Annotated in this window: 17 protein-coding genes and 4 pseudogenes; 14 read left to right on the top strand and 7 right to left on the bottom strand. The window is 44.6% G+C overall.

Annotated features, from left to right (window positions below; all coding sequences use genetic code 11):
- Positions 1 to 67: 67 nt before the first annotated feature.
- From pcaF to catB, 4 genes are all read left to right on the top strand, one after another.
- Entirely contained in the window at positions 68 to 1282 is a 1215-nt protein-coding gene (gene pcaF, locus PXH59_RS15470; protein ID WP_285811797.1) for a 3-oxoadipyl-CoA thiolase, read from the top strand.
- Positions 1283 to 1400: 118 nt separating this feature from the next.
- Entirely contained in the window at positions 1401 to 2720 is a 1320-nt protein-coding gene (gene paaK / locus PXH59_RS15465; RefSeq protein WP_285809052.1) for a phenylacetate--CoA ligase PaaK, read from the top strand.
- 145 nt (positions 2721 to 2865) lie between these two features.
- Positions 2866 to 3807, top strand: coding sequence for a phenylacetic acid degradation operon negative regulatory protein PaaX (gene paaX, locus PXH59_RS15460; RefSeq protein ID WP_285809051.1), 942 nt, complete (start codon positions 2866 to 2868; stop codon positions 3805 to 3807).
- A complete protein-coding gene (gene catB, locus PXH59_RS15455) occupies positions 3804 to 4442 on the top strand; it encodes a type B chloramphenicol O-acetyltransferase (protein ID WP_285809050.1) in 639 nt (212 codons plus the stop codon). The genes paaX and catB overlap by 4 nt, the downstream gene beginning before the upstream one ends.
- 250 nt (positions 4443 to 4692) lie before the next feature.
- Here catB and PXH59_RS15450 read toward each other — a convergent pair.
- Positions 4693 to 4868, bottom strand: a pseudogene (locus PXH59_RS15450) (IS4 family transposase); the annotation flags it as partial.
- A gap of 888 nt (positions 4869 to 5756) precedes the next feature.
- A pseudogene (locus PXH59_RS15445) lies at positions 5757 to 5924 on the bottom strand (DUF6444 domain-containing protein); the annotation flags it as partial.
- Positions 5925 to 6382: 458 nt separating this feature from the next.
- Here PXH59_RS15445 and treB point away from each other — a divergent pair.
- Both treB and treC read left to right on the top strand, forming a co-directional pair.
- The gene (gene treB, locus PXH59_RS15440; protein ID WP_285809049.1) at positions 6383 to 7819 is read left to right on the top strand and encodes a PTS trehalose transporter subunit IIBC; all 1437 of its coding nucleotides are present in this window, start codon (positions 6383 to 6385) and stop codon (positions 7817 to 7819) included.
- Between the two features lie 31 nt (positions 7820 to 7850).
- Complete coding sequence (gene treC / locus PXH59_RS15435; protein ID WP_285809048.1) at positions 7851 to 9512, top strand: alpha,alpha-phosphotrehalase; 1662 nt, start codon at positions 7851 to 7853, stop codon at positions 9510 to 9512.
- A gap of 542 nt (positions 9513 to 10054) precedes the next feature.
- Here the strand turns inward: treC and PXH59_RS15430 are convergent.
- Positions 10055 to 10246: pseudogene (locus tag PXH59_RS15430) on the bottom strand (GNAT family N-acetyltransferase); the annotation flags it as partial.
- A gap of 205 nt (positions 10247 to 10451) precedes the next feature.
- On the opposite strand from PXH59_RS15430, the gene prlC reads away from it, so the two are divergent.
- Together prlC and rsmJ are read left to right on the top strand one after the other, a co-directional pair.
- The gene (gene prlC / locus PXH59_RS15425) at positions 10452 to 12494 is read left to right on the top strand and encodes an oligopeptidase A (protein WP_285809047.1); all 2043 of its coding nucleotides are present in this window, start codon (positions 10452 to 10454) and stop codon (positions 12492 to 12494) included.
- A 6-nt stretch (positions 12495 to 12500) separates the two neighbouring features.
- Positions 12501 to 13244 carry a 16S rRNA (guanine(1516)-N(2))-methyltransferase RsmJ gene (rsmJ, locus tag PXH59_RS15420; RefSeq protein ID WP_285809046.1) on the top strand — a complete coding sequence of 248 codons (744 nt, stop codon included), beginning with the start codon at positions 12501 to 12503 and terminating at the stop codon, positions 13242 to 13244.
- A gap of 75 nt (positions 13245 to 13319) precedes the next feature.
- Here the strand turns inward: rsmJ and gdhA are convergent, their stop codons facing one another.
- Both gdhA and uspA read right to left on the bottom strand, forming a co-directional pair.
- The gene (gdhA, locus tag PXH59_RS15415; protein ID WP_285809045.1) at positions 13320 to 14663 is read right to left on the bottom strand and encodes an NADP-specific glutamate dehydrogenase; all 1344 of its coding nucleotides are present in this window, start codon (positions 14661 to 14663) and stop codon (positions 13320 to 13322) included.
- A gap of 257 nt (positions 14664 to 14920) precedes the next feature.
- On the bottom strand, positions 14921 to 15352 hold the full coding sequence (uspA, locus tag PXH59_RS15410) for a universal stress protein UspA (protein ID WP_285809044.1): 432 nt from the start codon (positions 15350 to 15352) through the stop codon (positions 14921 to 14923).
- A gap of 297 nt (positions 15353 to 15649) precedes the next feature.
- Here uspA and uspB point away from each other — a divergent pair, with 297 nt between their 5' ends.
- From uspB to PXH59_RS15395, 3 genes are read left to right on the top strand one after another with little or no spacing between them, the layout of a single operon-like run.
- Positions 15650 to 15979, top strand: a complete 330-nt coding sequence (uspB, locus tag PXH59_RS15405; RefSeq protein WP_285809043.1) for a universal stress protein UspB — start codon at positions 15650 to 15652, stop codon at positions 15977 to 15979.
- 17 nt (positions 15980 to 15996) lie between these two features.
- Positions 15997 to 16197, top strand: a complete 201-nt coding sequence (locus tag PXH59_RS15400; protein ID WP_285809042.1) for a hypothetical protein — start codon at positions 15997 to 15999, stop codon at positions 16195 to 16197.
- A complete protein-coding gene (locus PXH59_RS15395; protein WP_285809041.1) occupies positions 16194 to 16685 on the top strand; it encodes a hypothetical protein in 492 nt (163 codons plus the stop codon). Before PXH59_RS15400 ends, PXH59_RS15395 begins: the two co-directional genes overlap by 4 nt.
- A 150-nt stretch (positions 16686 to 16835) precedes the next feature.
- On the opposite strand, the gene PXH59_RS15390 is transcribed toward PXH59_RS15395, so the two are convergent.
- Positions 16836 to 18113, bottom strand: coding sequence for an MFS transporter (locus tag PXH59_RS15390; protein ID WP_285809040.1), 1278 nt, complete (start codon positions 18111 to 18113; stop codon positions 16836 to 16838).
- 14 nt (positions 18114 to 18127) lie between these two features.
- On the opposite strand from PXH59_RS15390, the gene PXH59_RS15385 reads away from it, so the two are divergent.
- Entirely contained in the window at positions 18128 to 19027 is a 900-nt protein-coding gene (locus tag PXH59_RS15385; RefSeq protein WP_047766369.1) for a LysR family transcriptional regulator, read from the top strand.
- A 439-nt stretch (positions 19028 to 19466) separates the two neighbouring features.
- On the opposite strand, the pseudogene pitA reads toward PXH59_RS15385, so the two are convergent.
- Positions 19467 to 20958 (bottom strand): annotated as a pseudogene (gene pitA, locus PXH59_RS15375) (inorganic phosphate transporter PitA).
- Positions 20959 to 21310: 352 nt separating this feature from the next.
- Here pitA and PXH59_RS15370 point away from each other — a divergent pair.
- Positions 21311 to 22510, top strand: a complete 1200-nt coding sequence (locus tag PXH59_RS15370; protein ID WP_285809039.1) for a BaiN/RdsA family NAD(P)/FAD-dependent oxidoreductase — start codon at positions 21311 to 21313, stop codon at positions 22508 to 22510.
- Positions 22511 to 23159: 649 nt separating this feature from the next.
- Positions 23160 to 24290, top strand: a complete 1131-nt coding sequence (locus tag PXH59_RS15365; protein ID WP_047766368.1) for a LuxE/PaaK family acyltransferase — start codon at positions 23160 to 23162, stop codon at positions 24288 to 24290.
- Position 24291 lies beyond the last annotated feature (1 nt).

Raw genomic sequence — 24291 nt, 5'->3', positions numbered from 1 at the left:
CCTCAGTCCCCCTATTTCGGACAATACGCTGAAAAAAAAACCAGCCAAACCGTCAGGGAGAGTAATCATGAACCATGCATTTATCTGTGATGGTATCCGCACACCTATCGGCCGTTATGGGGGGGCGCTATCCGGCCTGCGGGCTGATGATCTGGCTGCCCTGCCGCTACGGGCATTGATGACGCGTTATCCGGCATTGGATTGGCAACAAATCGATGATGTGATCCTCGGCTGTGCCAATCAGGCAGGAGAAGATAATCGCAACGTCGCACGTATGGCGCTATTGTTAGCGGGATTGCCAAGTTCGGTTTCTGGTACAACAGTCAATCGGTTATGTGGCTCAGGCCTTGATGCGTTGGCCTTCGCCGCTCGCAGTATTAAATCCGGCGACGCCCAATTGATATTGGCGGGGGGCGTTGAATCGATGACCCGTGCCCCTTTCGTGGTGGGCAAAGCAGACAGTGCTTTCAGCCGGCAGGCGGAGATCTTTGATACCACTCTGGGCTGGCGCTTTATTAACCCCCTGATGCAACAGCAATTCGGCACAGACTCCATGCCAGAAACGGCAGAAAATATCGCCGCCCAGTTTCACATTAGCCGCGATGACCAGGATGCTTTCGCCCTGCGCAGCCAGCAACGTGTCGCCAGAGCACAACAACGTGGCGTACTGGCTGAGGAAATCATCCCTGTGACTCTGCCTCCCGCCAATAAAAAAGGCGTAGCTACGGTTATTTCACAGGATGAACATCCACGACCAGAAACGACGCTCGAACAATTACAACGGCTCAAAACCCCATTCCGTGCTGACGGCACTATCACCGCCGGTAACGCTTCCGGTGTCAACGATGGTGCGGCAGCAGTGATCATCGCCTCAGAAACAGCAGCCTTGTGCCGGGGGCTGACACCACGGGCACGCATCGTCGCAACGGCAACATGTGGTGTGGAGCCACGCATCATGGGGATCGGGCCACTGTCTGCGACTCGCAAGGTACTGGAACTCACCGGCTTAACCCTGAATCAAATGGATGTTATTGAACTGAATGAGGCTTTCGCTGCACAAGCACTGGCGGTGATACGCCAACTGGGATTACCGGATGACGCAGAACACATCAACCCAAATGGCGGGGCAATTGCACTGGGGCATCCTCTGGGGATGAGCGGTGCCCGCCTTGCGCTGACAGCTGCCCTTGAACTGGAGCGACGGGCCGGACGTTACGCCTTATGCACCATGTGCATTGGCGTCGGGCAAGGCATCGCCATGATTATTGAACGTATTGCATAGCCGCTATTTACCTGACTTAACCAACACCTGCGTATCACGACGTGCACATAACTACATGCAAGTAAATAACCATAAAAAATAACCTGTTACAAACAAATCAACAAAAGGACAGGCAACAATGAGCAACAACGTACAAAACCTGAAGAATCCGCTGGATCCTATTGAATTTGCTTCACGTGATGAGATTCAGGCATGGCAATTTAACCAGTTAAAATGGACCCTCAACCACGCCTATGACAACGTTCCCATGTACCGCCGCAAATTTGATGCAACCGGTATTCATCCGAGTGATTTCAAGCAACTTAGTGATATCGCCCAATTTCCTTACACCACCAAGCAAGATCTGCGGGAACACTACCCTTTTGATGCCTTCGCCGTCCCGATGGCGCAAATAGTTCGCATTCATGCTTCATCCGGCACAACGGGACGCCCAACGGTGGTGGGTTATACCCAACAGGACATCGATAATTGGTCAGAGCTGGTCGCCCGCAGCCTGCGATTTGCCGGTGCAAGTGCCAAAGACAAAGTTCACGTCGCCTACGGTTACGGCCTGTTCACCGGAGGATTGGGTGCGCACTATGGTGCCGAGCGGCTGGGAGCAACCGTCATTCCGGTATCTGGCGGTAACACCACCAGACAAGCGCAACTGATTGTGGATTTCAAGCCTGACATCATTATGATGACGCCTTCTTACTGCCTGACTTTACTGGATGAGCTGGAGCGCCAAATGGGTGGGGATGCCAGCTCATGCTCCTTACGTGTTGGTATTTTTGGCGCAGAACCGTGGACAACCACCTTACGTACTGAAATTGAAACACGTATGGGTATCAAAGCCCTGGACATCTATGGCCTGTCCGAAGTGATGGGTCCAGGCGTTGCTATGGAATCACTGGAATACGCCGACGGCTCTACCATCTGGGAAGATCATTTCTACCCGGAAGTCATTGATCCTGACAACCTGAATAACCTGGCAGATGGCGAAACCGGAGAACTCCTTCTCACTACCTTAAGCAAAGAAGCCATGCCCGTGATCCGCTATCGCACCCGCGACCTGACACGCTTATTGCCCGGTACGGCGCGTAATATGCGTCGCATGGACAGGATCACCGGCCGTTCCGATGACATGCTGATTATTCGTGGCATCAACGTCTTTCCATCACAAATAGAAGAACAGATCATGTGCTTTAAGGCGCTTTCTCCCCACTATCAGTTGGAAGTCAACCGCGAAAGTAACTATGATTGCCTGACAGTCAAAGTTGAACTAAAAGAACCCGATCTGCTGAACCATGAACAACGTTGCAACCTCTGTCATCAGTTGCGCCAGCATATAAAATCAACGGTAGGACTCAGCATCGATGTCAGCATTGTCAACTGTGGTGCTATTCCACGCTCAGAAGGCAAAGCGGTACGGGTGATCGACAACCGGCCACACGAATAACCTTTTGCCACCGCAAGTTAAATGCTATGAAACGGCGGTGGCACCCTTTTTAAGGGTATTTTTCCCAACAGTATGTTGCTCCGAGGGGTTTTCTTTGAGCTTACCGATACAGTTATGACACACTTTTGAGCAGATCACAGAAACTATGGCACATAAACTTGATGATTTTATCCAACACGCTCTCAATGCACAGCCTGTCAGCGGAACATCGCTGATTATCTCCTTATATGGGGATGCCCTGAGTCACCGTGGCGGTGAAGTCTGGCTTGGCAGTTTGAGCCTCTTGCTGGAACCGATGGGGTTTAGTGACCGTTTCGTGAGAACATCCGTATTCAGGCTGCAAAAAGAGGGGTGGCTCACAGTAGAAAAACTCGGGCGACGCAGTTATTACCGCATCGCCGAACGGGGAATGCATCAATTTCGTCATGCCGAGGATAAAATCTACCTCTATGAGCAGCCAGAATGGGATGGTAAGTGGGATCTACTGTTGCTGGAAGGCACAGACAAAAACGAGCGCACCCGCCTGAAAAAAGCGCTGGGCTGGCTCGGATTCGCGCAATTTAACAGTACCCTGATGGCTGCACCAAGCCATTCCCAAAGAGACATTCCCTCTCTGTTGGGCGAACTCAACGCCAGCGATTCTGTCATCTATTTCCGGGCTGATTATCCTTACCCGCGTTCGGAACAGAGCCTGAAAGAACTTGTCTCTCTCAATTGGTCACTGGAGCAGATATCACAGCATTATCACGAATTTATTGTTTCCTTCCGTCCGTTGATGACACTGCTACGGGATTGCCATGAGGCTGACCTGACCCCAGAACGCTGTTTCCAATTGCGCCTGCTGCTAATCCACTTTTACCGCCGCATCGTCCTGCGTGATCCATTGCTACCGGATGCCCTGCTGCCCGCACAATGGGAAGGGAAAATTGCCCGTAACTTGTGTATCAATATTTATCAGCACCTTGGCCTTGCTGCGACACACTACGTCAGTGAACGTTGCGAAACGACCATTGGTCAGTTACCTCAACCCACCGCCGCGTATTACCGACGATTTGGCGGGTTACATAATGAAATCAATACCCTATGAAAAACTATTTCGATAGCCCCTTTAAGGGCAAGACATTAACGGAACAGGTCACCAACCCCAATATTCAGGTTGGCCGTTTCAGTTACTATTCCGGTTACTATCACGGTCATTCATTTGACGAATGCGCCCGTTACTTATCACCTGATTTAACCAATGTCGATAAGCTCATCGTCGGCAGCTTCTGCTCCATTGGTACAGGTGTCGCCTTTATGATGGCGGGCAACCAAGGGCATCGTCTGGATTGGGTTTCATCATTTCCGTTTTTTTATATGCCGGAAGAACCCGCCTTTGCTGATGCACAAAATGGCTACCAACCTATGGGGGATACCATTATCGGCAATGACGTCTGGATTGGTGCAGAAGCAATCATTATGCCAGGCGTAAAAATTGGTGATGGTGCCGTCATTGGCACACGTGCGCTGGTGACCAAAGATATCGAACCTTATACCATTGTTGGCGGCAATCCGGCAAAAGTGATCCGAAAACGTTTTTCTGATGAACATATTGCCCTATTGCTGGAAATGCGATGGTGGGACTGGTCACTGGAACAACTTAAGGCAGCAATGAAGCTGATCACCTCATCAGATATTGAAGCTCTGTATCAGTGGTGGAAAGATCAACACAAGGCCAAATAAACCATCGATAATATCCTTTTCGTTCTTCAAGTTGCAGCCTGATTGGCTGCAACCCCAGATGCACTGGATATTAATCTCAAATTTCTATGAGTTGAATTACACCTTCTTTAGCCCATAAAGCTTGTGCCCCTTCAGCTTCTTTATAGGGAACAACAGAATCATTGGGTAACGTATTCAACCCGTTGATGGTGATGTATAATTCCCCTTTTTTCAGAGAAATTAAATGGCGGCGGTTGAAGTAAAATGTCGATTTTGTCAACATGGCAATAATGTGACGAAAAATATCAGGAATATCGCCATGAAGCGCTTTATTACCGAGGAGTCGGTCAACGCGGTAGTGGCATCGATTAATGCATTCTGACGATATTTATGAAACGGCGCTAAAGCCTCTTTGAAGAAGTTATGACATACTTGACGTACAGGCATAGCAGTGACCTTATTGACTTGGTGGAACAATCAGTAGATCACACAACGCTATGCTTGTCTATTTTTCTGGGGATTCCTCAGCGCGCAGCGGGGAAATATAAGGCCTCGCGTCGTCTTGCGGATTGCAACTTGAAGTTTATCGAGTATATAATTTTCATAGTCAACCTGACAGAATATTCAATTTCCATGTCAGCGCTTTGCATATATGAAAAAATCATTAAAGGTGAGTTAAAATGGAAAAAAATATAGAGTCATTAATGATTGAACATGGTTTTACTTCAAAGGATATTAGCTTGATAAAAGCTGCCTCAGAGACGTTCCGGTTATGAAATTATGCAAGAAATATGTATTTTGAAAAGAAAATTTCATGGTGCTATTTTTGTTTTTTTCATTTCTCTTTCTTTTTTTATTTGCATGCTATTACTCGCTCATGATATCGATGATTATATTAATACTGCGCTTACATTTTTTATTTCAATGCCAATAGTGTTATATTTTTCATCTGTAAGACTAACATATAAATCCTTTATGTTTGTAAAAAAACATAAAGGATAGATTAAATCATTACTTGTTGTAGTTTGGATTATTGTATATACCCTATTTATAATAATGAGAGCATCAGTAGTTATTTTTCCTTATTCCGCGTATCAAATGGGGAAAGAAATACTCATCTCATTTTGAAAATCTATTGAGATAGTTGTACCAGCAATTATCATTTAATGAATTAAGATTGCAGAAATCCGACCTGCCAGTGATCGGTAACCGTTCCCGTCTGGCGCAGGGTCACTGTGATCTCACTATATTCCCGTGTTTTCCGGATTTTTCTCTCCAGGACAATAAAAGGCTCAATATGTAGGGGGCGGCACCTTCGGCTGTGGTGACGGGCGCTTCCTGGGGCGTATCGCTGGACGGAGAGCGTGAGGAATTACGCAAATTCTGAGCCAGGCGGTCTTCGTATTCACGGAGTTTGGCCCAGAGTTCCCGGATAAGGGCACTAGCTTCGCTGATGTTGCTCACCTCAGGTGGTTCAGCGGTAAAGTACTTTTTCTTTTTCATGGGCGGAAAAATGACCTGACTGGCAGGTTCAAGCAACAGGTAAAAGCGGATCAAGAGATAAACATCACATTTTTGTGTCAATAGGGGACTGGTGAAGGGTTACAAAAATAAAGCTAAAATTATCCCTCCAAGTTGTGACTCAATAGGGTATGGATCTTGCTTTATTTTACCAATCGATAACATAAACCTATAACCTACATCTATTAATTACCAAAAAAACTAAAAATCCGATAATGATAAGCATCACGAATATAAAAAACCCTTTAATTTCAAATCAATGGCCTAAAATGTGATCTAAAACTCAAACAAAACATCTTTTCATATTCAAAATACAAAAATCTGTCTAGGATCAACCTGCTATTATTTCAGTCTATTCATTATCTCATCACGAGCGTAATCATTCTGTTAATCGCAAAACTCCATTATTTATCACTCCTGCCACACCAAGGAGCAAAGGCATGAAGAAAAAACAAATAAATCAAAAGGATATTGATAATCTTATTACCTTGATTGGTGGTAAAGAAAATATCGCTTCCGTCAGTCATTGTATCACCCGCCTCAGATTCGTTCTTAATACACCAGAAAATGCCGATGCCAAAGCCATTGAAGAGTTACCAATGGTCAAGGGATGCTTCACTAATGCCGGACAATTTCAGGTCGTGATTGGGACGAATGTGGATGTCTATTACAAAGCTCTGCTTGAAACTACGGGGAAACAATCCGTTAATAAAGAAGAGGTTAAGCAAGCAGCTCGCCAAAATATGAAATGGTATGAAAATGCAATTTCACATTTTGCTGAGATCTTCTTCCCATTACTCCCAGCCCTGATCAGCGGCGGTTTAATCCTCGGTTTTCGTAACCTGATCGGCGATATCCCGTTTAGTGAAGGCAAATCGCTCGCGCAACTCTACCCTGTCTGGCAGAGTGTCTATGATTTTCTCTGGCTAATTGGTGAAGCGGTATTCTTCTACCTCCCTGTGGGTATCTGTTGGTCTGCCGTCAGAAAAATGGGCGGAACACCCATTCTGGGGATTATTCTCGGCATTACCCTGGTTTCCCCACAATTGATGAATGCTTACCTGCTTGGGCAACAAACGCCCGAAGTCTGGAATTTCGGCTGGTTTACCATTTCTAAAGTCGGTTATCAGGCACAGGTTATTCCTTCCCTATTAGCTGGCCTAACGTTGGGGTGGATTGAAACGCGGCTGAAAAAATGGGTCCCAGACTATCTCTATCTTGTGATTGTCCCTGTGACTTCTCTGATACTGGCCGTCCTCCTTGCCCATGCCCTGATAGGCCCTGCCGGACGTGCTATCGGTGATGGTGTTGCCTGGGTTGTTAAAAGTCTAATGACGGGGAGTTTTGCGCCTATTGGAGCCGCCTTGTTTGGTTTCTTCTATGCCCCGCTGGTGATCACCGGTGTACACCAAACCACCCTGGCAATCGATCTGCAAATGATCCAAAGCACCGGAGGCACCCCCATCTGGCCGATTATTGCGCTATCTAATATCGCTCAAGGTTCTGCCGTTGTCGGCATTGTCTGGGCAAGCAAGAAACAAAAAGAGCGCGAAATTTCTGTTCCTGCGGCGATTTCAGCCTATCTGGGTGTCACCGAACCCGCTATGTATGGAATCAACCTGAAATACCGTTACCCCATGTTCTGTGCGATGATTGGGGCGGCCATAGCCGGGCTGATTTGTGGACTCAACCATGTCACGGCCAATGGTATCGGCGTTGGCGGAATACCGGGAATTCTGTCTATCAAGCCGCAGTTCTGGATGGTTTATCTGCTTGCTATGATCGTCGCAATTATTGTGCCATTCCTGCTGACCGTTCTGGCTTATCGTAGAAATGAACGCAAAGCGACCTTATCCAATGCTGATCTTACCCAATAAACAGGCCAATTAATTTTATAGGTATCTATTTATGACGGAACAAAAACCCTGGTGGATGGATAGCGTTATCTACCAAATTTATCCCAAGAGTTTTCAGGATAGTACCGGTAGTGGCACAGGAGATATCAACGGGATCACCCAGCGGCTGGATTATCTACAGCGACTTGGCGTTGGAGCCATTTGGATCACGCCAATTTATCCCTCTCCACAAGTTGATAATGGTTATGACGTCGCTGATTACTGTGCCATCAATCCTGATTATGGCTCGATGGAGGACTTTGATAATTTGGTGCAAAATGCCCATCGCCGTGGCATTCGCATTATTTTGGATATGGTTTTCAATCACACCTCAACCCAACACCCGTGGTTCCAGGCGGCACAGGATATTAACAGCCCCTACCGCCAGTTTTATATTTGGCGGGATGGTTCTGAAGGTTCCCTGCCCAATAACTGGAAATCCAAATTCGGTGGTCATGCGTGGCAATGGCATACAGAGAGCCAACAATATTACCTCCATCTGTTTGCGGTTGAACAAGCCGATTTAAATTGGGAGCATGAACCGGTTCGCACTGAGCTGAAGAAAATCTGTGAATTCTGGGCTGATCGTGGCGTTGATGGCTTGCGTCTGGATGTCATTAACCTGGTATCAAAACAGCAAGATTATCCTAGTGATGATCACGGCGATGGCCGCCGATTCTACACCGATGGCCCACGGATACATGAGTTTCTGCAAGAAATGAGCCGTGATGTTTTCCAGCCCAAGGGATTAATGACCGTTGGTGAAATGTCATCCACCAGCCTTGAGAGCTGCCAACGCTATGCTGCTCTGGACGGAACGACGCTGTCCATGACGTTTAATTTTCACCACCTAAAAGTTGACTACCCAAATGGAGAAAAATGGACTCGGGCAAAACCAGATTATGTTGAACTGAAAAAGATTTTCTCAACCTGGCAGCAGGGTATGCACCAAAAAGCCTGGAATGCGCTTTTTTGGTGTAACCATGATCAACCGCGCATTGTTTCCCGGTTCGGGGATGAACACCAGCACCACAAAACATCCGCTAAAATGCTGGCGATGGTGCTGCATGGTATGCAGGGTACGCCTTATATTTATCAGGGCGAAGAGCTGGGCATGACAAACCCTCACTTTACGCGTATTGAAGATTATCGGGATATCGAAAGCCTGAATATGTATCAAGAGCGCATTGAGAAAGGTATGCAAGCAGAGGATATACTGGCAATTTTGGCGCAGAAATCCCGTGATAACAGCCGAACCCCCATGCAGTGGAATGATTCAGCAAACGCGGGTTTTACCACCGGAACGCCGTGGATTGCGCCTTGCAGTAATTACTCAGAGATCAACGCCGAAACCGTATTACAGGATGAAGATTCCGTCTTCTATTGCTACCACAATTTGATTAAATTGAGAAAGCAACAGCCCATTCTGACCTACGGTGATTACCTGGATTTGCTGCCAGAGCACCCTTCACTGTGGTGCTATCTGCGTCGTTGGCAGGATCAAACCTTGCTGGTTATTGCAAACCTAAGCGATGAAACTCAACTCTGGTCTCCAGAGACTTCACTTGTAAGCACAGAATGGCAAGTATTGATGAGCAATTACTCATCATCGGCAACGGTAGATCATGAGATTAAAATTAAACCTTATGAATCAATATACTTAATATCCAAATGATAATTTTATTGATATATCGTCATTTGGCATATTGAATTATTTATAAAATCTTTTAAATAACATACCTCACTAAAAATAAGGTGAGGTATGCTTTTCTTTTTCAAAAAAATAAGAACACATCATGCTTATTCGATGCAAAAAACATTATTTAAATCCTGCTTAACATTTTACAACCCCATCCGTAATTACAAGATTAATCGATATATCTGTTAACATTAATCTTATCGATAAGTAATCCCAAACGCATACCATAGCAGTATATTAATGGCGCCACCAAAAATTTATGCCATAATTTTTTAATCTCAAACAAGGCATATACCATTATGTTTTACTCAAGATACTTAACTTATTTGGGGATTATCAGTCTACTATTATCTGCCTTTGCACAAGCATAAGTGCCCTCTCAACAATTATCTCCAAAACCCAAAAAAAATACCTGCAACGGCAGATTAATAAACAAGTTACAGATAAATCTGCACGACCAACGGTAGAAAACTGGTCAGATACCAAAAAAGTGGCAGAGTTTATTTGTCGTCCTTTTGTTTTTGATACTTTTCCGATACATAAACATCACATAGATAGCCGAACGTCGCAAAATCTGTGACGAGCCTGGCAAATTCCATTTGGGTTTTATCTTTGTACAATCCAGATATCAGGCTGTTTTCAATAGCAGACCGAACTGCTTCGAGATCAACACCTTCCGCCCAACGGGAACGTGTCAGAAATTGATGAATTACAGAGTTATAGCGCGTCTCCAATAATATCTAAACGTTTCCATGACATCACAGATCTCTGACAGAAAAAGAGCCTAATTATTCGCATAAAAGTGCGGCATTAGCATTGAACTCACGATATCTTATCCCCATCTATCGTCAACAACCCATTGGGATGCGGGGCTGGTTTAAGCCTGTACCCAAATATACCTATAAGGCACTCATTATGACTAATCCGTTACTGACATCTTCTGCATTGCCTGAGTTCTCTGCAATCGAACCAAAACATGTCGTGCCTGCTGTGAAAGAGACGTTAGCCAATTACCGCCAGTTAATTGAGAAGATTTTATCCGAAAACACTGCTTTTACCTGGGATAACCTGTGCCAACCCATTTCAGAAGAGAAAGACAGGCTTTCCCGTATGTGGTCGCCAGTCGAACATCTGAATGCGGTTAAGAATAGTCCAGAACTCCGCGAAGCCTATGAGCAAAGCCTGCCCCTGCTCTCTGAATTCGATACCTGGTTGGGGCAACACAAAGGGTTATATCAGGCATATAAATCGCTAAAAGAGAGCCAAGCCTTCGAAACCCTTCCCCAGCCACAGCGCAAGGTTATTGAAGATACTTTGCGTGATTTTGAATTGACCGGCATTGGCTTACCAGAAGAGAAACAGAAGCGTTACGGTGAAATTACGGCCCGTTTATCTGAGCTGGGTGCAAAGTTCGGCAATAATTTGCTGGATGCCACCATGGGATGGACCAAGCTGATTACCGACGAGAGCGATCTGGCTGGTTTGCCTGAAAGTGCCAAAGCCGCCGCCAAGGCCGCCGCCGAAGCCAAGGGGCTGGATGGCTGGTTGCTGACACTCAATATGCCCAGTTATCTGCCCGTTATGGCCTATGGCGATAATCGTGAACTGCGCAAAGAAATGTATTACGCCTATACAACCCGTGCTTCCGATCAAGGGCCAGATGCCGGAAAATGGGATAACAGTGAAGTGATGGCGGAACTCCTTGCATTACGTCATGAACTCGCTCAATTACTGGGGTTCAAGAACTATGCTGAAAGTTCCCTGGCAACCAAAATGGCCAAAACACCTCAGCAAGTGCTCGATTTCCTGAACGATCTGGCCAAACGCGCCCATCAACAAGGTCAAGAAGAGTTGGAAACACTCACCGACTTTGCCAAATCTCACCACGGTGTTGATGGGCTGGAAGCGTGGGATCTGGCCTATTACAGCGAGAAGCAAAAGCAGCATGATTTCTCCATTGATGATGAACAACTGCGTCCTTACTTCCCGGAACAACGGGCGCTGGAAGGACTGTTTGAAGTCATTCGCCGCATTTATGGCATCACCGCCAAAGAGCGCCATGATGTCGATACATGGCACCCTGATGTTCGTTTCTTTGACCTGTATGATGATCAGCAGGTATTGCGCGGCAGTTTCTATTTAGATCTTTACGCCCGTGAACATAAACGCGGTGGCGCATGGATGAACAGTTATGTCGGCAGAATGCGTCATGCATCTGGCGAGTTGCAAAACCCAGTCGCTTATCTGACTTGTAACTTCAATAAGCCAGTCGGTGATCAACCCGCCCTGTTTACGCACGATGAAGTGACAACACTCTTCCATGAGTTTGGGCATGGCCTGCACCATATGCTGACCGAAATTGAAGCCCTGGATGTTGCCGGCATCAGTGGCGTGCCGTGGGATGCGGTAGAGTGCCCAAGTCAGTTTATGGAAAACTGGTGCTGGGAGCCGCAAGCATTAGCCTTTATCTCCGGTCACTATCAAACGCAGGAACCGCTGCCACAAGAGATGCTGGATAATATGCTGGCAGCCAAAAACTATCAGGCCGCAATGAAAATTCTGCGCCAGCTTGAGTTTGGCCTGTTCGATTTCCGCTTACATGTGGAATATGATCCCGCCAAAGGAGCGCAAATCCTGGAAACGCTGCAATCTGTGAAAAAACAGGTTGCAGTTGCGCCATCACCTGATTGGGGACGCTTCCCGCACTCCTTTAGCCATATCTTTAATGGTGGTTATGCAGCAGGTTATTACAGCTATCTGTGGGCGGATGTGCTGGCAGCCGATGCCTATTCCCGCTTCTCGGAAGAGGGAATTTTCAATCGCGCCACCGGTCAGTCATTCCTCGACAATATTTTGACCCGCGGCGGCTCAGAAGATCCAATGACCCTGTTTGTCCGTTTCCGTGGTCGTGAACCAGAACTGGATGCCATGCTGAAGAGCTACGGCATCGGCGGATAATGGCCAGTGAAGATTTGTTTGATTTGTGAAGAAGGCGCTGATCGCAGCGCCTTGTCGTTATTGGCTGAACGTTGGGATCTGATCCACGATGAAGACTCAGTCATGGCACTAGTATTGACTCCCGAGCGATTGGAATTACGCAAGCGCGATGAGCCTAAGCTGGGCGGGATTTATGTCGATTTTGTCAGCGGAACAATGGCACACCGTCGTCGCTTTGGTGGTGGCCGTGGCGAAGCCGTTGCGAAAGCCGTCGGCATCAAGAAAGAGTATTTACCCAATGTTGTGGATGCCACCGCCGGGTTGGGACGCGATGCTTTTGTACTGGCTTCTATCGGCTGTCATGTCAGGATGTTGGAGCGCAACCCCGTGGTAGCCGCTTTGTTGGATGACGGCCTACAGCGTGGCTATCAGGATGAAGAGATTGGTAGCTGGCTGAAAGAACGCATGACACTGATCCATGCCTCAAGCATTACGGCGTTGACAGATATTACACCGCCGCCAGATGTGGTTTACCTTGATCCAATGTATCCACATAAGCAAAAAAGCGCGTTGGTCAAAAAAGAGATGCGGATTTTCCAATCGTTGGTCGGGCCGGATGACGATGCTGATAGTTTGCTGGAACCTGCCAGAACGCTGGCAAAACGTCGGGTTGTGGTAAAACGGCCCGATTATGCAGAACCACTGGCAGGTGTTAAAGCATCCGCTGCCATTACCACCAAAAATCACCGATTCGATATTTATCCTTGTTAGAAAAAATAAACCCCATGTTCTATTGGGGTTTTTAAATTGCCTGACTACACAATTATTTTATAAATAATTACCTTCCTAAATAATGCCTTGTGACAACATCGCATCCGCCACTTTGACAAAGCCAGCGATATTTGCGCCTTGTACGTAGTTAGTTTGTTGCTCTTCTCCACCGTATTCTACGCAAGCCTGATGGATATCGAGCATAATGTGATGTAAGCGAATATCCACTTTTTCCGCTTTCCAACTCAGGCGTGCTGCGTTCTGTGCCATCTCCAGACCCGAAGTTGCCACGCCACCCGCATTGGCCGCCTTACCCGGTGCAAACAAAACGCCTGCATCAAGGAAAGCTGTAGTAGCCTCAATCGTCGCAGGCATATTGGCACCTTCCGCAACCGCTTTCACACCATTTTTGATCAATGTTTGTGCTGCTTCCAAATCCAGTTCATTCTGCGTCGCACAAGGCAAGGCTATATCCACAGGAATGGACCACGGATCCTGGCCTTTAAGGAAAGTCAGGCCACGCTCTTTGGCATACTCTTCCACACGGCCGTAACGCTGGTTTTTGATCTCTTGAAGATGAGCCAGTTTCTCCGGTGTAAAACCCTCTTCATCCAATACCGTCCCGCCTGAATCCGATACTGTGACGACTTTCGCCCCCAATTCCATACATTTTTCAATGGAATACTGGGAGACATTCCCCGCACCGGACACAGATACTCGCCTGCTTTCAAGTTCCATACCATGACGTTTAAGCATCTCATGGGTGAAATAAACCAGCCCATATCCGGTAGCTTCAGGGCGGATCAGGCTGCCACCAAAAGAAAGGCCCTTACCCGTAAAAACGCACGCCGTATTGTTCGACAGTTTTTTCATCATACCTGCCATAAACCCAACTTCACGGCTGCCTACACCAATATCCCCGGCCGGCACATCGGTATCTGGTCCCAAATGACGGTAAAGTTCTGTCATCAATGCCTGACAAAATCGCATAATTTCGCCGTGGCTTTTCCCTTTGGGATCGAAATCAGAACCCCCTTTTCCGCCGCCCATCGGCAACGTTGTTAACGCATTCTTCAATGTCTGCTCAAAACCTAAAAATTTCAGGATAGAAAGATTAACAGAAGGGTGAAAACGCATTCCGCCTTTAAACGGCCCAATAGCTGAGCTGAACTGAACCCGCCATGCGCGGTTAACCTGTACTTTCCCTTGATCATCCACCCAGCAGACGCGGAATTGGATAACTCTTTCCGGCTCCACCAGACGTTCCAATAACCCTTGCTCACAATATTGTGGGTTTTGTTGCAGAAAAGGCCAGAGAGAAGTCAACACTTCTCGTACTGCCTGTAGGTATTCTGGTTGATGCTGATTACGGGATTGAACCAAATCGAGAAACGAAACTAAAGATAATGAAACATTCATTCGGGCTTCCTTTTTGTCATGCAGATGTGATGACCCCCTGCCATTTTCCATATTATTTTTTTGTCGAAAATGTGAGGTAGTTACGGTTTGCTTTCTGAATATAGCACTGTTCTATGCTTAAATTTCAACAACTATTTTTATGTATTTTCTCAAAAATACCTTTGACAATTTCTAAACCAGTTTCATTATCTTTTCTGCGGATAAAAAAATCGCCTGCATAAGCAGGCGATTTTACGGAATAAAATATCAACCGAAGATTATTCTTCGTCACGCAAAGGAACAATCAACATATCAACATGAACGGTGTTAATAAGCTGGCGTGCTGAAGACATCAACTTACTCCAAAAATCCTGATGGTGGCCGCATACCACCAGATCCATATTGTATTGCTTAATCGCATCGACAAGGACTTGCCCTAAATCACCACTGCCACTCAACGTTTCCTGAACGGGATAATCTGCACTAGCAGAGAGTTCTTTCAGGGAATTACGCGTTTCATCCGCGATACGCTCCTGCATATCGCCAAGGTTTACATCAATCAGGCCGGTATAAAGATCAGAGTAGTTAACATCAACATGGATCAGGGAAATTTTGGCATTGTACGGTTTCGCCAATGATACCGCTTTTTCCACCAAAATCCGGCTTTCCGGGGATAAATCAACCGCAACAAGAATATGTTTGTAAGCCATAAGAACTCCTTCCATAACGTCGTTTAAATGGATAGGCAACATTAAACGCCATGATTCGATGTTTATACTATAACCGCTCAATGTGTCTTTTGAGTGTTGTTGTGATCACAACTTATTGTTTTACTTTCAAACCAGCCACAATAGCAGATTATATGCCTTACGATAATACCTGCTGGACACTGTATTTTTAACTAAGATTCAATATAGTTATTATTCAAATCAAAACGTTTCTTATTGGTTTCTTCTTTTGCTGGCAGCTATTAGCAACCTTTACTGCCACAATCAGGAGGGGGAAGTATGTTCAATACCATTGCACTATTTTGGGCAGTTTGCCTTATCTGCATTATTAACATAATGCGCTACTGTTCTTCGCTCCGTGTACTTCTGTCAATTTTACGTGAATCAGATCCCATGCTGTATCAATCCGTTGATGGGAATGGTTTTTTTAAAGCTAATGGTCAATTTAATAAGCAGATTCGGCTCGTGCATTATATCAATTCACAAAGTTATCTTAACCATCACGACCCTGATGTCATCTTATTATGCGAAAGGATGAGGAAACAATTTATATTGACAGAAATACTCTGTGGCGTTGTTCTGCTTTGCCTGATAGCGATGATGATCTGACGTAAATGTGAGAAACGATGAATTTTACATCCCCCCGATCTAAAGAAGTCGTAGCGAAAAATTTACGTGATGGTTATTGGTTAGAGGCAACAGATTTAAACCTAGATGGAAAAACCGATCTCTTTGGCTATGGTTTGACATTGGGAGAGTTGTATTGGTACGAAAATCCAGTGCAGTCCTGCCAATTGTGTTATTTACCCAGCCGGATGATGTGTTGAATGCAAAAGAATGGCATATGACAGTCATCGACGATAGTACATTCCGTATGATTCATGGCGCAGAAAAGAAAACGGGGTTGATACATGGCTCTTCCCGTGACTCAGTGGTACTAGCCTCTGATAAGGGTGTGTATTTCGATGATGAAACTCGTGACTGGCGGCGAGTATTGATAGGTACAGACGAACTCACTCAGTTTGAAAAAACCGGTTTTAAAGGCAATGGTGATATGGATGTTGGTCGGATAGGTAACGACATCTTCAGTTATGTAGCAGCTACTGAACCATTCCATGGTAATACTGTGGCAGTGTACTACAAAAAGGATGATGCAAAACCTCAGGAAGCAGAATGGCATCGGGTGTTATTGGATATATCGCAATTGCAGATTTTAAAAATCGCGGCAAAATTTATTTTGCGACCATTGCCTACTCGGTTCCTAATTACTATGTCGCAAAAGATGCAAAAATCGTCGTGCACTACAATGAAATGAAACTCCACTGTTAAACCAGTAGTAATCGTTTATTTTCACCACGTTCTAGGTTATGTCTCATTACCAAAGAAAGTTCGTGTGACGGTTAATCATTTATACAAACAATTGATAGAGAAAGGGGCCCTGTTAATGCAACAGAGCCGATTATCCTCAGTTGTCTTTATGTGCCGAATTGATACTTATATAAATTACGCCGATTGCAGAGAATGTTAATAAAGAGGCAAATACAGGAATGTATGATAAACCAGGCCCATACTCTATAATAATACCGGCTATCCATGCCCCTATGGCATTCCCTAAGTTAAAGGCGGCTATATTTAGACTGGAAGCAAGACTTTGTCCGGCTCCTTCAGCATTTTTTAATATCCAAGTCTGCAATGGTGAAACTGTAGAAAATGCGGTTATGCCAAGTAAGACAGTAAAAATCAAAGCTGTTGCTTTATAATTCATAGCCCACGTCATGATTATTAATGTTGAACCTAATAGAGCAATTGTCCAAATCAAGGTAGGTAAAATCTTCTTATCTGCTAGTAGTCCACCGGCAATATTTCCTATGACTAAACCAACTCCAAATAATAGCAAAATAGGCGATATCTCTGATAGTTCAAAGCCACTGATTTGAGTTAATATTGGAGAAATAAATGTGAATACAGCAAAAAAACCGGCATAACCTAAAGTAGTAGATAATAATCCAAATATGACAGGTTTTCTTGCCATTGATTTCAAGTCATTACGCCAATTACTGCTATCAGATGGTTTACTTTCAGAAGGTATGAACATGGCAATAATAGCTAAACAAATAATACCGATAATAGTTATAGCCCAAAAAGTTGCCCTCCATCCTAAATACTGACCAAGCCAAGTACCAAAAGGAACACCAGCGATGTTAGCAACCGTAAGCCCTGTAAACATAGCAGCAATAGCAGATGAACGCTTTTCGGCAAGAACCAGGTTAGTTGCAACTACAGAACCAATCCCAAAAAAAGTGCCATGAGTAAAAGCAGTCAATATACGTGCTGCCATTAGTAACTCATAATTTGGAGCTAAGGCACATGCTGCATTACCACATATAAAAATTACCATAAGCACTAATAATACACGCTTGCGAGGCCAATTATTCATCAAGCTTGTTAAAAACGGTGCTCCAATAACAACACCTAAAGCATATCCTGATATCAGTAACCCTGCGGCAGGTATAGAAATACCTAAATCAGTACTGACTTCTATTAATAATCCCATAATAACAAACTCAGTTACGCCAATTCCAAAAGCGCCAACCGTTAATGCGTATATAGCAAGAGGCATAATTATTACCTTATTAAAAATAATTACTAGGGTAATCAATTTCTTGGTCAACAGAATGAGTAGTAGTTTAAATGCATTGATATATAATCCTAAAAAGATAAAATGGACTATCTCTTTTTCCAAAATAGAACAACTCTATGGCTCTCAGTAACCTTGATGATCTTGTGACTTTTTTAACTGTGATAGACTCTAATAGTTTTTCAGCTGCTGCACGAATAATGAATAAAACGCCTTCAAGCGTCAGTAAGCAGATAGCACGACTGGAAGCTGCCTTAAATGTCAGTTTGTTCGAACGAAATACCCGAATGATAAAAATTACCGATGAGGGAACAGCTATTGCGAAATATGTGCGTACAGCTTTATCACTTTTAGAAAACATCTATACCATAGATAATAAAGGAAATAATAATTTGGAAGGAAACATTAAAATAACAGCGCCAGTCGCATTTGGGGAGAAATATATCACCAAAGAAATCACTTCATTTATAGATAAATATCCCAGAGTCAATTTCGATTTACAGTTGACTGATCGGATAATCGATATATACAGCAATAAATTAGATCTTGCTATACGTTTTGGCCAGTTGGCTGACTCACAGTTAATAGCTACACCACTCGCAGTTAGTGAACGTATTTTAGTTGCTTCACCAAAATATATGCAAGGCGGGACTATATCACATCCTAATGAACTCAAAAACCACAACTGTCTTCTATTCTCTTACCCTGGTCTTTTTCAACACACATGGTCATTAAATAAAGCAAAAGAGCAAATTGAAATTACTGTTTCAGGAAATTTACGTAGCGATAACAGCCATGCCATAAAAGCATGGTGTCTTGCTGGGTTAGGTATAGCGCTGAGGGAAAAATGGGATGTAAAAGATGAGATAGCCACAGGTAAATTGGTTAGAGTTCTGCCAGATTGGAAAGAAAAAGAAACAATGATAAGTATAATCAGAGCTCGTAGGGAACCGATTCCTCAAAGGGTAAGAAGCTTTATTGAACACTTAACTTACGAATGGATAAATCCTAAATTTTAAGGGTTCCTTCGCATTAACAGAGAGAGCTCGATCGCAAGTGTATTGATTAATTATCATGCCATTCATTGATAGAAAAAAGTGTCTGGTGAAATCGGACGTCCCAGCTCTTACGGATATTACCCTTTGCGCAACATACTGACCCGTTCAACGCTGGCTAACACAGTCTGAGCCTGCCTGAAATTTTTATACCTCAGCATGGAACGTGTTTGACGTTGCAACGCTCCTGTTCAATCATTTTATTGAGATACTTATTTTTCCGGATGGCCTTATCTTTTGGCTTTCTCTGGCTTAATTCATCCAGTGCGGTTTTATTGGCACCATTTTTATCAAGGATTACCACTTTGGGTACCCATGCTGAAGCATCGAGTCTTTTTTTATCTACTAAAAAATAAAAAAGGGTTGGCTGACAATAACAACCAACCCTTTTTCTAAGATGTGATTAGATCAGTTTCAGGGCGATCCAATACAGTAAGCCCGACAATGCAATGGAAATCGGCAACGTCAAAACCCACGCCAACATGATATTCTTAATGGTCTTGCTCTGCACACCACCACCATCAACCAGCATCGTCCCCGCTACCGCAGAAGAGAGCACTTGTGTCGTGGATACCGGCATACCCGTATAGCTGGCTACACCAATAGAAACCGCAGCAGTCACCTGTGCAGAAACACCCTGGGCGTAAGTCATGCCTTTTTTGCCAATCTTCTCACCGATAGTCACAGCAACACGTTTCCAGCCCACCATTGTGCCTAAAGACAGGGCAAGAGCCACGGCAACAATGATCCATAATGGCGCATATTCCACCGTACTGAGCAGATCTTTACGCAGCTTATTCAGGAAACGTGCATCTTCAAGGCTGGTTTCTGGCAACTTAGCCACAACGTTGGTCGTATCAGCGGCGCACATCAACATACGGCGCATACTGTTACGTTGATCCGGCGTTAACTCGTTGAAGTTTTGAGTACTCGCCAACATGCTTTCAGCCTTATTCAGCACCACTAATGCGCGTGAGCTATCGCAATGGAACGTCAGATCGAGTTGATCTTCAACAGAAGAAGCGGCTGGATTTAGTTCAATCGCATGAGTCAGCGCTGGAGTATGCTGCCCATAATACTGCTGCAAGTGGACAACGGCATCACGAGTGCGAGCAATATCATAACTGGTTGAATTCATATTGACGACAAACCCCGCAGGCGCGACACCAATCAGAACCAGCATAATCAAACCGATACCTTTCTGACCATCATTCGCTCCGTGGGAGAAACTCACACCAACAGCCGAGAGGATCAGGGCAGTACGTGTCCAGAATGGGGGTTTACGTTTGCCATCCTGTTTTTCACGCTCAACAGGCGTCATATGGATACGGCGACGTTTTTTTTGTACCACTCCAATAACGACGCAGTAAAAACACCATCGCTCCGGCAATGATCAGGCCAACAAGAGGAGACAGGATCAAGGACATGAAAATCTGTATCATCTTCGGAATATTCAACGCATCAACCACTGAAGAACGGGTCACTATCGCATTAGTCAGGCCGATGCCGATAATAGAACCAATCAACGTATGGGAACTGGATGCAGGAATACCGAAATACCACGTCCCTAAATTCCAGATGATCGCCGCCAGCAGCATGGAAAAAACCATAGCCAAACCGTGAGCTGAACTGACATTTAGCAGAAGATCAGTAGGTAGTAGATGCACAATCGCATAAGCGACACTTAACCCACCAAGGAGAACACCCAAAAAGTTAAAAACCCCTGCCATCACAACAGCAAGCTGTGAACGCATTGCCCGGGTATAAATAACAGTTGCTACTGCGTTTGCGGTATCATGAAACCCATTGATGGCTTCATAGAAAAGCACAAACAACAGAGCAAGCACTAACATAAGGCCGGTATAAAATTCCAGGCCAGTAAACAGATGTAGCATAAACGTTAAGCCAGTTAGTAGGACATGAACGCGCGCATTATCAGTGACAAATGGTAGCGGGAAAAGAGAAATATGACCTTTTTTTGATTTAATGATGGTCAAATGACATAAAAATTCTTGCATTTATTAATAATATCAAATGGTTATTTAATTTTAATATTTTGATATTTTTTTGATGAAAAATAACTTTTTACCGCAGAAAGTTAAACCAAATGCCTATTTTTCTCCGTAGTTCGTGAACAGAACCCTCACAATGCAGTGAATTCCCACAATTAACTCGGCCAAAAGAGACAAAAGAGACAAAAGAGACAAAAGAGACAAAAGAGACAAAAGAGACAAAAGAGACAAATGAATGGAAAAATTTGATGTAGTGATTATTGGTGCTGGCGCTGCCGGCTTATTCTGTGCTGCACAAGCAGGACAGGCTGGGTTAAACGTTCTGGTACTGGATAATGGCAAAAAAGCGGGTCGCAAGATTTTGATGTCCGGTGGCGGGCGCTGCAATTTCACCAACATGTATACCGAACCAGCAGCATACCTTTCTGCCAATCCCCATTTTTGTAAGTCAGCACTTGCTCGCTATACCCAGTGGGATTTTATTGCTCTTGTACAACGTTATGGTATCCCTTACCACGAAAAAACATTGGGGCAGCTTTTCTGCGACGACTCAGCCCAACAAATCATAGACCTGCTTTTAAAAGAGTGTGAAAGAGGACAGGTAACGATTCAATTGCGCAGTGAAGTGACTCATGTCGAGAAGAAAACGCAGGGTTTTGTCATTACGGCGGCAGGAAGAAAGGTAAGCGCCCACTCACTTGTTGTGGCATCCGGTGGTTTGTCCATGCCGGGCTTGGGAGCCTCTCCTTTGGGTTACCGTATCGCGGAACAATTTGGACTCAACATCCTGCCTACACGTGCAGCATTAGTTCCCTTTACCCTGCATAAACCACTACAGGAACAACTTCAAACCCTTTCCGGTGTCTCGGTTTCCTCTGTTGTGACCGCAAAAGATGGCACCGTATTCAGGGAAAATATTCTGTTCACCCATCGCGGTCTTTCCGGCCCGGCTATTTTACAGATTTCCAGCTATTGGCAGCCAGGTGAGTATGTGAGTATTAACTTACTTCCTGATACAGATTTCGGGAGTTTTCTGGATAAGGAACGGGAATTTCATCCCAATCAGAGTTTGAAAAACACGCTGGCTAAATTACTGCCCAAACGTCTGGTGGAATGTTTACAGTCCCTGGGGCAATTGCCGGAACTGTCTTTGAAACAACTTAATGGCGCACAGCAAAAAGCGCTAATCACAACCCTGCAATGCTGGCCGGTGCAACCCAATAGTACGGAAGGTTATCGTACAGCAGAAGTGACTCTTGGCGGCGTGGATACTCACGAGTTGTCATCAAAAACGATGGAAGCCCATAAGGTGAAAGGGTTGTACTTTATTGGTGAAGTGGTCGATGTAACCGGTTGGCTTGGTGGGTATAACTTCCAGTGGGCATGGAGTTCGGCGTGGGCTTGTGCGCAGGCATTGGTGGTTGTGGAGAGATAATTAAAAGCGATTTGAATTATTATTGTTCTTACATGGCAGCAAGTTCCGCTCATCAAACGGAACTTGATTAATGCAAATCACTGGATAAAAAAATAAACATCCCTTGATGTGAGCGAAAATTTAATACACCGGGCACAAATAAATAATTAACTGTTTTAAAACAAATGGTTAAAGGTAATATTTAATTTTTATTCGGACTTTCTCTTTAAATAAATATTTACCTTCAAATAATTCACCCATTTAAATAAACTAAACTTAAACCAATCATCATATAATACTAAATAATGGAACTGATATATCAAACAATGATTGCATTAAACACAAAATAAGACATAACATTATAAAAACAATTTGATTGTTATCATTTGGTTTGAAATAATGTGCTCCGCAAACACAGGGCTGACGTAACGATAAAAAACACCTGCTTACTATCAATAACCAGCTGTTTTTCATAAAATTTACATATTGTCAGAAACCAACGCATCATCTTCCAACAACGTCTAAAGATTAAATTTAAATAGGCGCCTTATTTATTATATTAATAACACCTATCAAAAATAATTACACCCAACCTAAGAATAAAAAATTAGTTTATCTATATGTTTAATTAATAATTATTTATAGCTGTTACTGAAGAATGAGTGCTGATATGCAAAACTTACCTCACGTCAAAGCACTGTGTGCTATCACACATCCTTACCGTGCTTGTGCCGAATATGATGCGTTATTTAATAACGCCATGTATGAACTGACGCTATATCATTGCGAACATACCCCTGGTTACAAGCAGTGGCTGACAGAGCATGGCTTGGATAAAAAGGCAATAATGACTCTGGATGATTGGTCAGATCTGCCTTTGCTATTTGCCAATTATTTCAAACATAACCTAATACTCAGCGACAGTGCACACGATGCGCTGGAACTGACTTCCTCTGGAACCACCGGACAAAAAAGCCGTATGCGCTATGACGCTGTCAGTATTGCGGCTGCCCAGCATATGGTGGACTGTATTTTTGACTATTATGGCTGGAATACGCCTGATCAACCCTGTAATTACCTGCTGCTGAGCTATGAACCCGCTGGTGCCGTCACTCTGGGCACCGCCTACACCGATCAATTCCTGTGTAAATATGCGCCGGTAAATCGGGCTTATTATGCTTTGCGCCATAACGGACAAGGTAATGAATTTGATCCCTTCGGTACTATTACGGCACTCCAGCAATTTGCCCAAGAAGGATTGCCCGTGCGGATTTTCGGCTTTCCTGCCTTTTTGTGGTTCACCCTGCAAAGAATGGAACAGATGGGACTACCGGCACTGAAATTACATCCTGAATCGCTGGTTTTCCTCGGCGGAGGCTGGAAAACCCATGCCGATAAATCCATTCCTAAAAAAGAACTCTATCAACGGATAACCGAACAATTGGGTATCCCTGATATTCGCTGTCGTGATGGTTATGGTTCGGTTGAACACCCGGTCCCTTATGTTGAATGTTCTCACCATCATTTCCATGTTCCAGTCTATGCCCGTGCCTATGTGCGCCATACCACTAACTTGACCTGCCAACCTTATGGGGAACCGGGTTTTCTGCATCTTACATCCCCTTATATCACTTCCTGCCCAGCCCACAGCATTGTTACCAGCGACCTGGCTGTACTGCATTCCGGTGAAAGCTGTGGTTGTGAGCTTAAAACAGATTGGTTTGAACTGCTTGGCCGCGCTGGCACTAGCAAAAACCGGAGTTGTGCGATTGCCGCTTCAGAATTGATTAAGAGATCTTGAT

The sequence above is a fragment of the Xenorhabdus bakwenae genome, from assembly GCF_030272115.1.
In the GTDB taxonomy this organism is placed as follows: domain Bacteria; phylum Pseudomonadota; class Gammaproteobacteria; order Enterobacterales; family Enterobacteriaceae; genus Xenorhabdus; species Xenorhabdus bakwenae.
Note: the sequence above shows the minus strand (reverse complement) of the source record. Positions and strands in the feature narration are given on the sequence as shown.

Excerpts from the sequence above, each read along its gene's own strand:
- pcaF (WP_285811797.1), top strand. The coding sequence starts at position 68 with ATGAACCATGCATTTATCTGTGATGGTATCCGCACACCTATCGGCCGT.
- paaK (WP_285809052.1), top strand. The coding sequence starts at position 1,401 with ATGAGCAACAACGTACAAAACCTGAAGAATCCGCTGGATCCTATTGAA.
- paaX (WP_285809051.1), top strand. The coding sequence starts at position 2,866 with ATGGCACATAAACTTGATGATTTTATCCAACACGCTCTCAATGCACAG.
- catB (WP_285809050.1), top strand. The coding sequence starts at position 3,804 with ATGAAAAACTATTTCGATAGCCCCTTTAAGGGCAAGACATTAACGGAA.
- treB (WP_285809049.1), top strand. The coding sequence starts at position 6,383 with ATGAAGAAAAAACAAATAAATCAAAAGGATATTGATAATCTTATTACC.
- treC (WP_285809048.1), top strand. The coding sequence starts at position 7,851 with ATGACGGAACAAAAACCCTGGTGGATGGATAGCGTTATCTACCAAATT.
- prlC (WP_285809047.1), top strand. The coding sequence starts at position 10,452 with ATGACTAATCCGTTACTGACATCTTCTGCATTGCCTGAGTTCTCTGCA.
- gdhA (WP_285809045.1), bottom strand. The coding sequence starts at position 14,663 with ATGAATGTTTCATTATCTTTAGTTTCGTTTCTCGATTTGGTTCAATCC.
- uspA (WP_285809044.1), bottom strand. The coding sequence starts at position 15,352 with ATGGCTTACAAACATATTCTTGTTGCGGTTGATTTATCCCCGGAAAGC.
- uspB (WP_285809043.1), top strand. The coding sequence starts at position 15,650 with ATGTTCAATACCATTGCACTATTTTGGGCAGTTTGCCTTATCTGCATT.
- PXH59_RS15400 (WP_285809042.1), top strand. The coding sequence starts at position 15,997 with ATGAATTTTACATCCCCCCGATCTAAAGAAGTCGTAGCGAAAAATTTA.
- PXH59_RS15385 (WP_047766369.1), top strand. The coding sequence starts at position 18,128 with ATGGCTCTCAGTAACCTTGATGATCTTGTGACTTTTTTAACTGTGATA.
- PXH59_RS15370 (WP_285809039.1), top strand. The coding sequence starts at position 21,311 with ATGGAAAAATTTGATGTAGTGATTATTGGTGCTGGCGCTGCCGGCTTA.
- PXH59_RS15365 (WP_047766368.1), top strand. The coding sequence starts at position 23,160 with ATGCAAAACTTACCTCACGTCAAAGCACTGTGTGCTATCACACATCCT.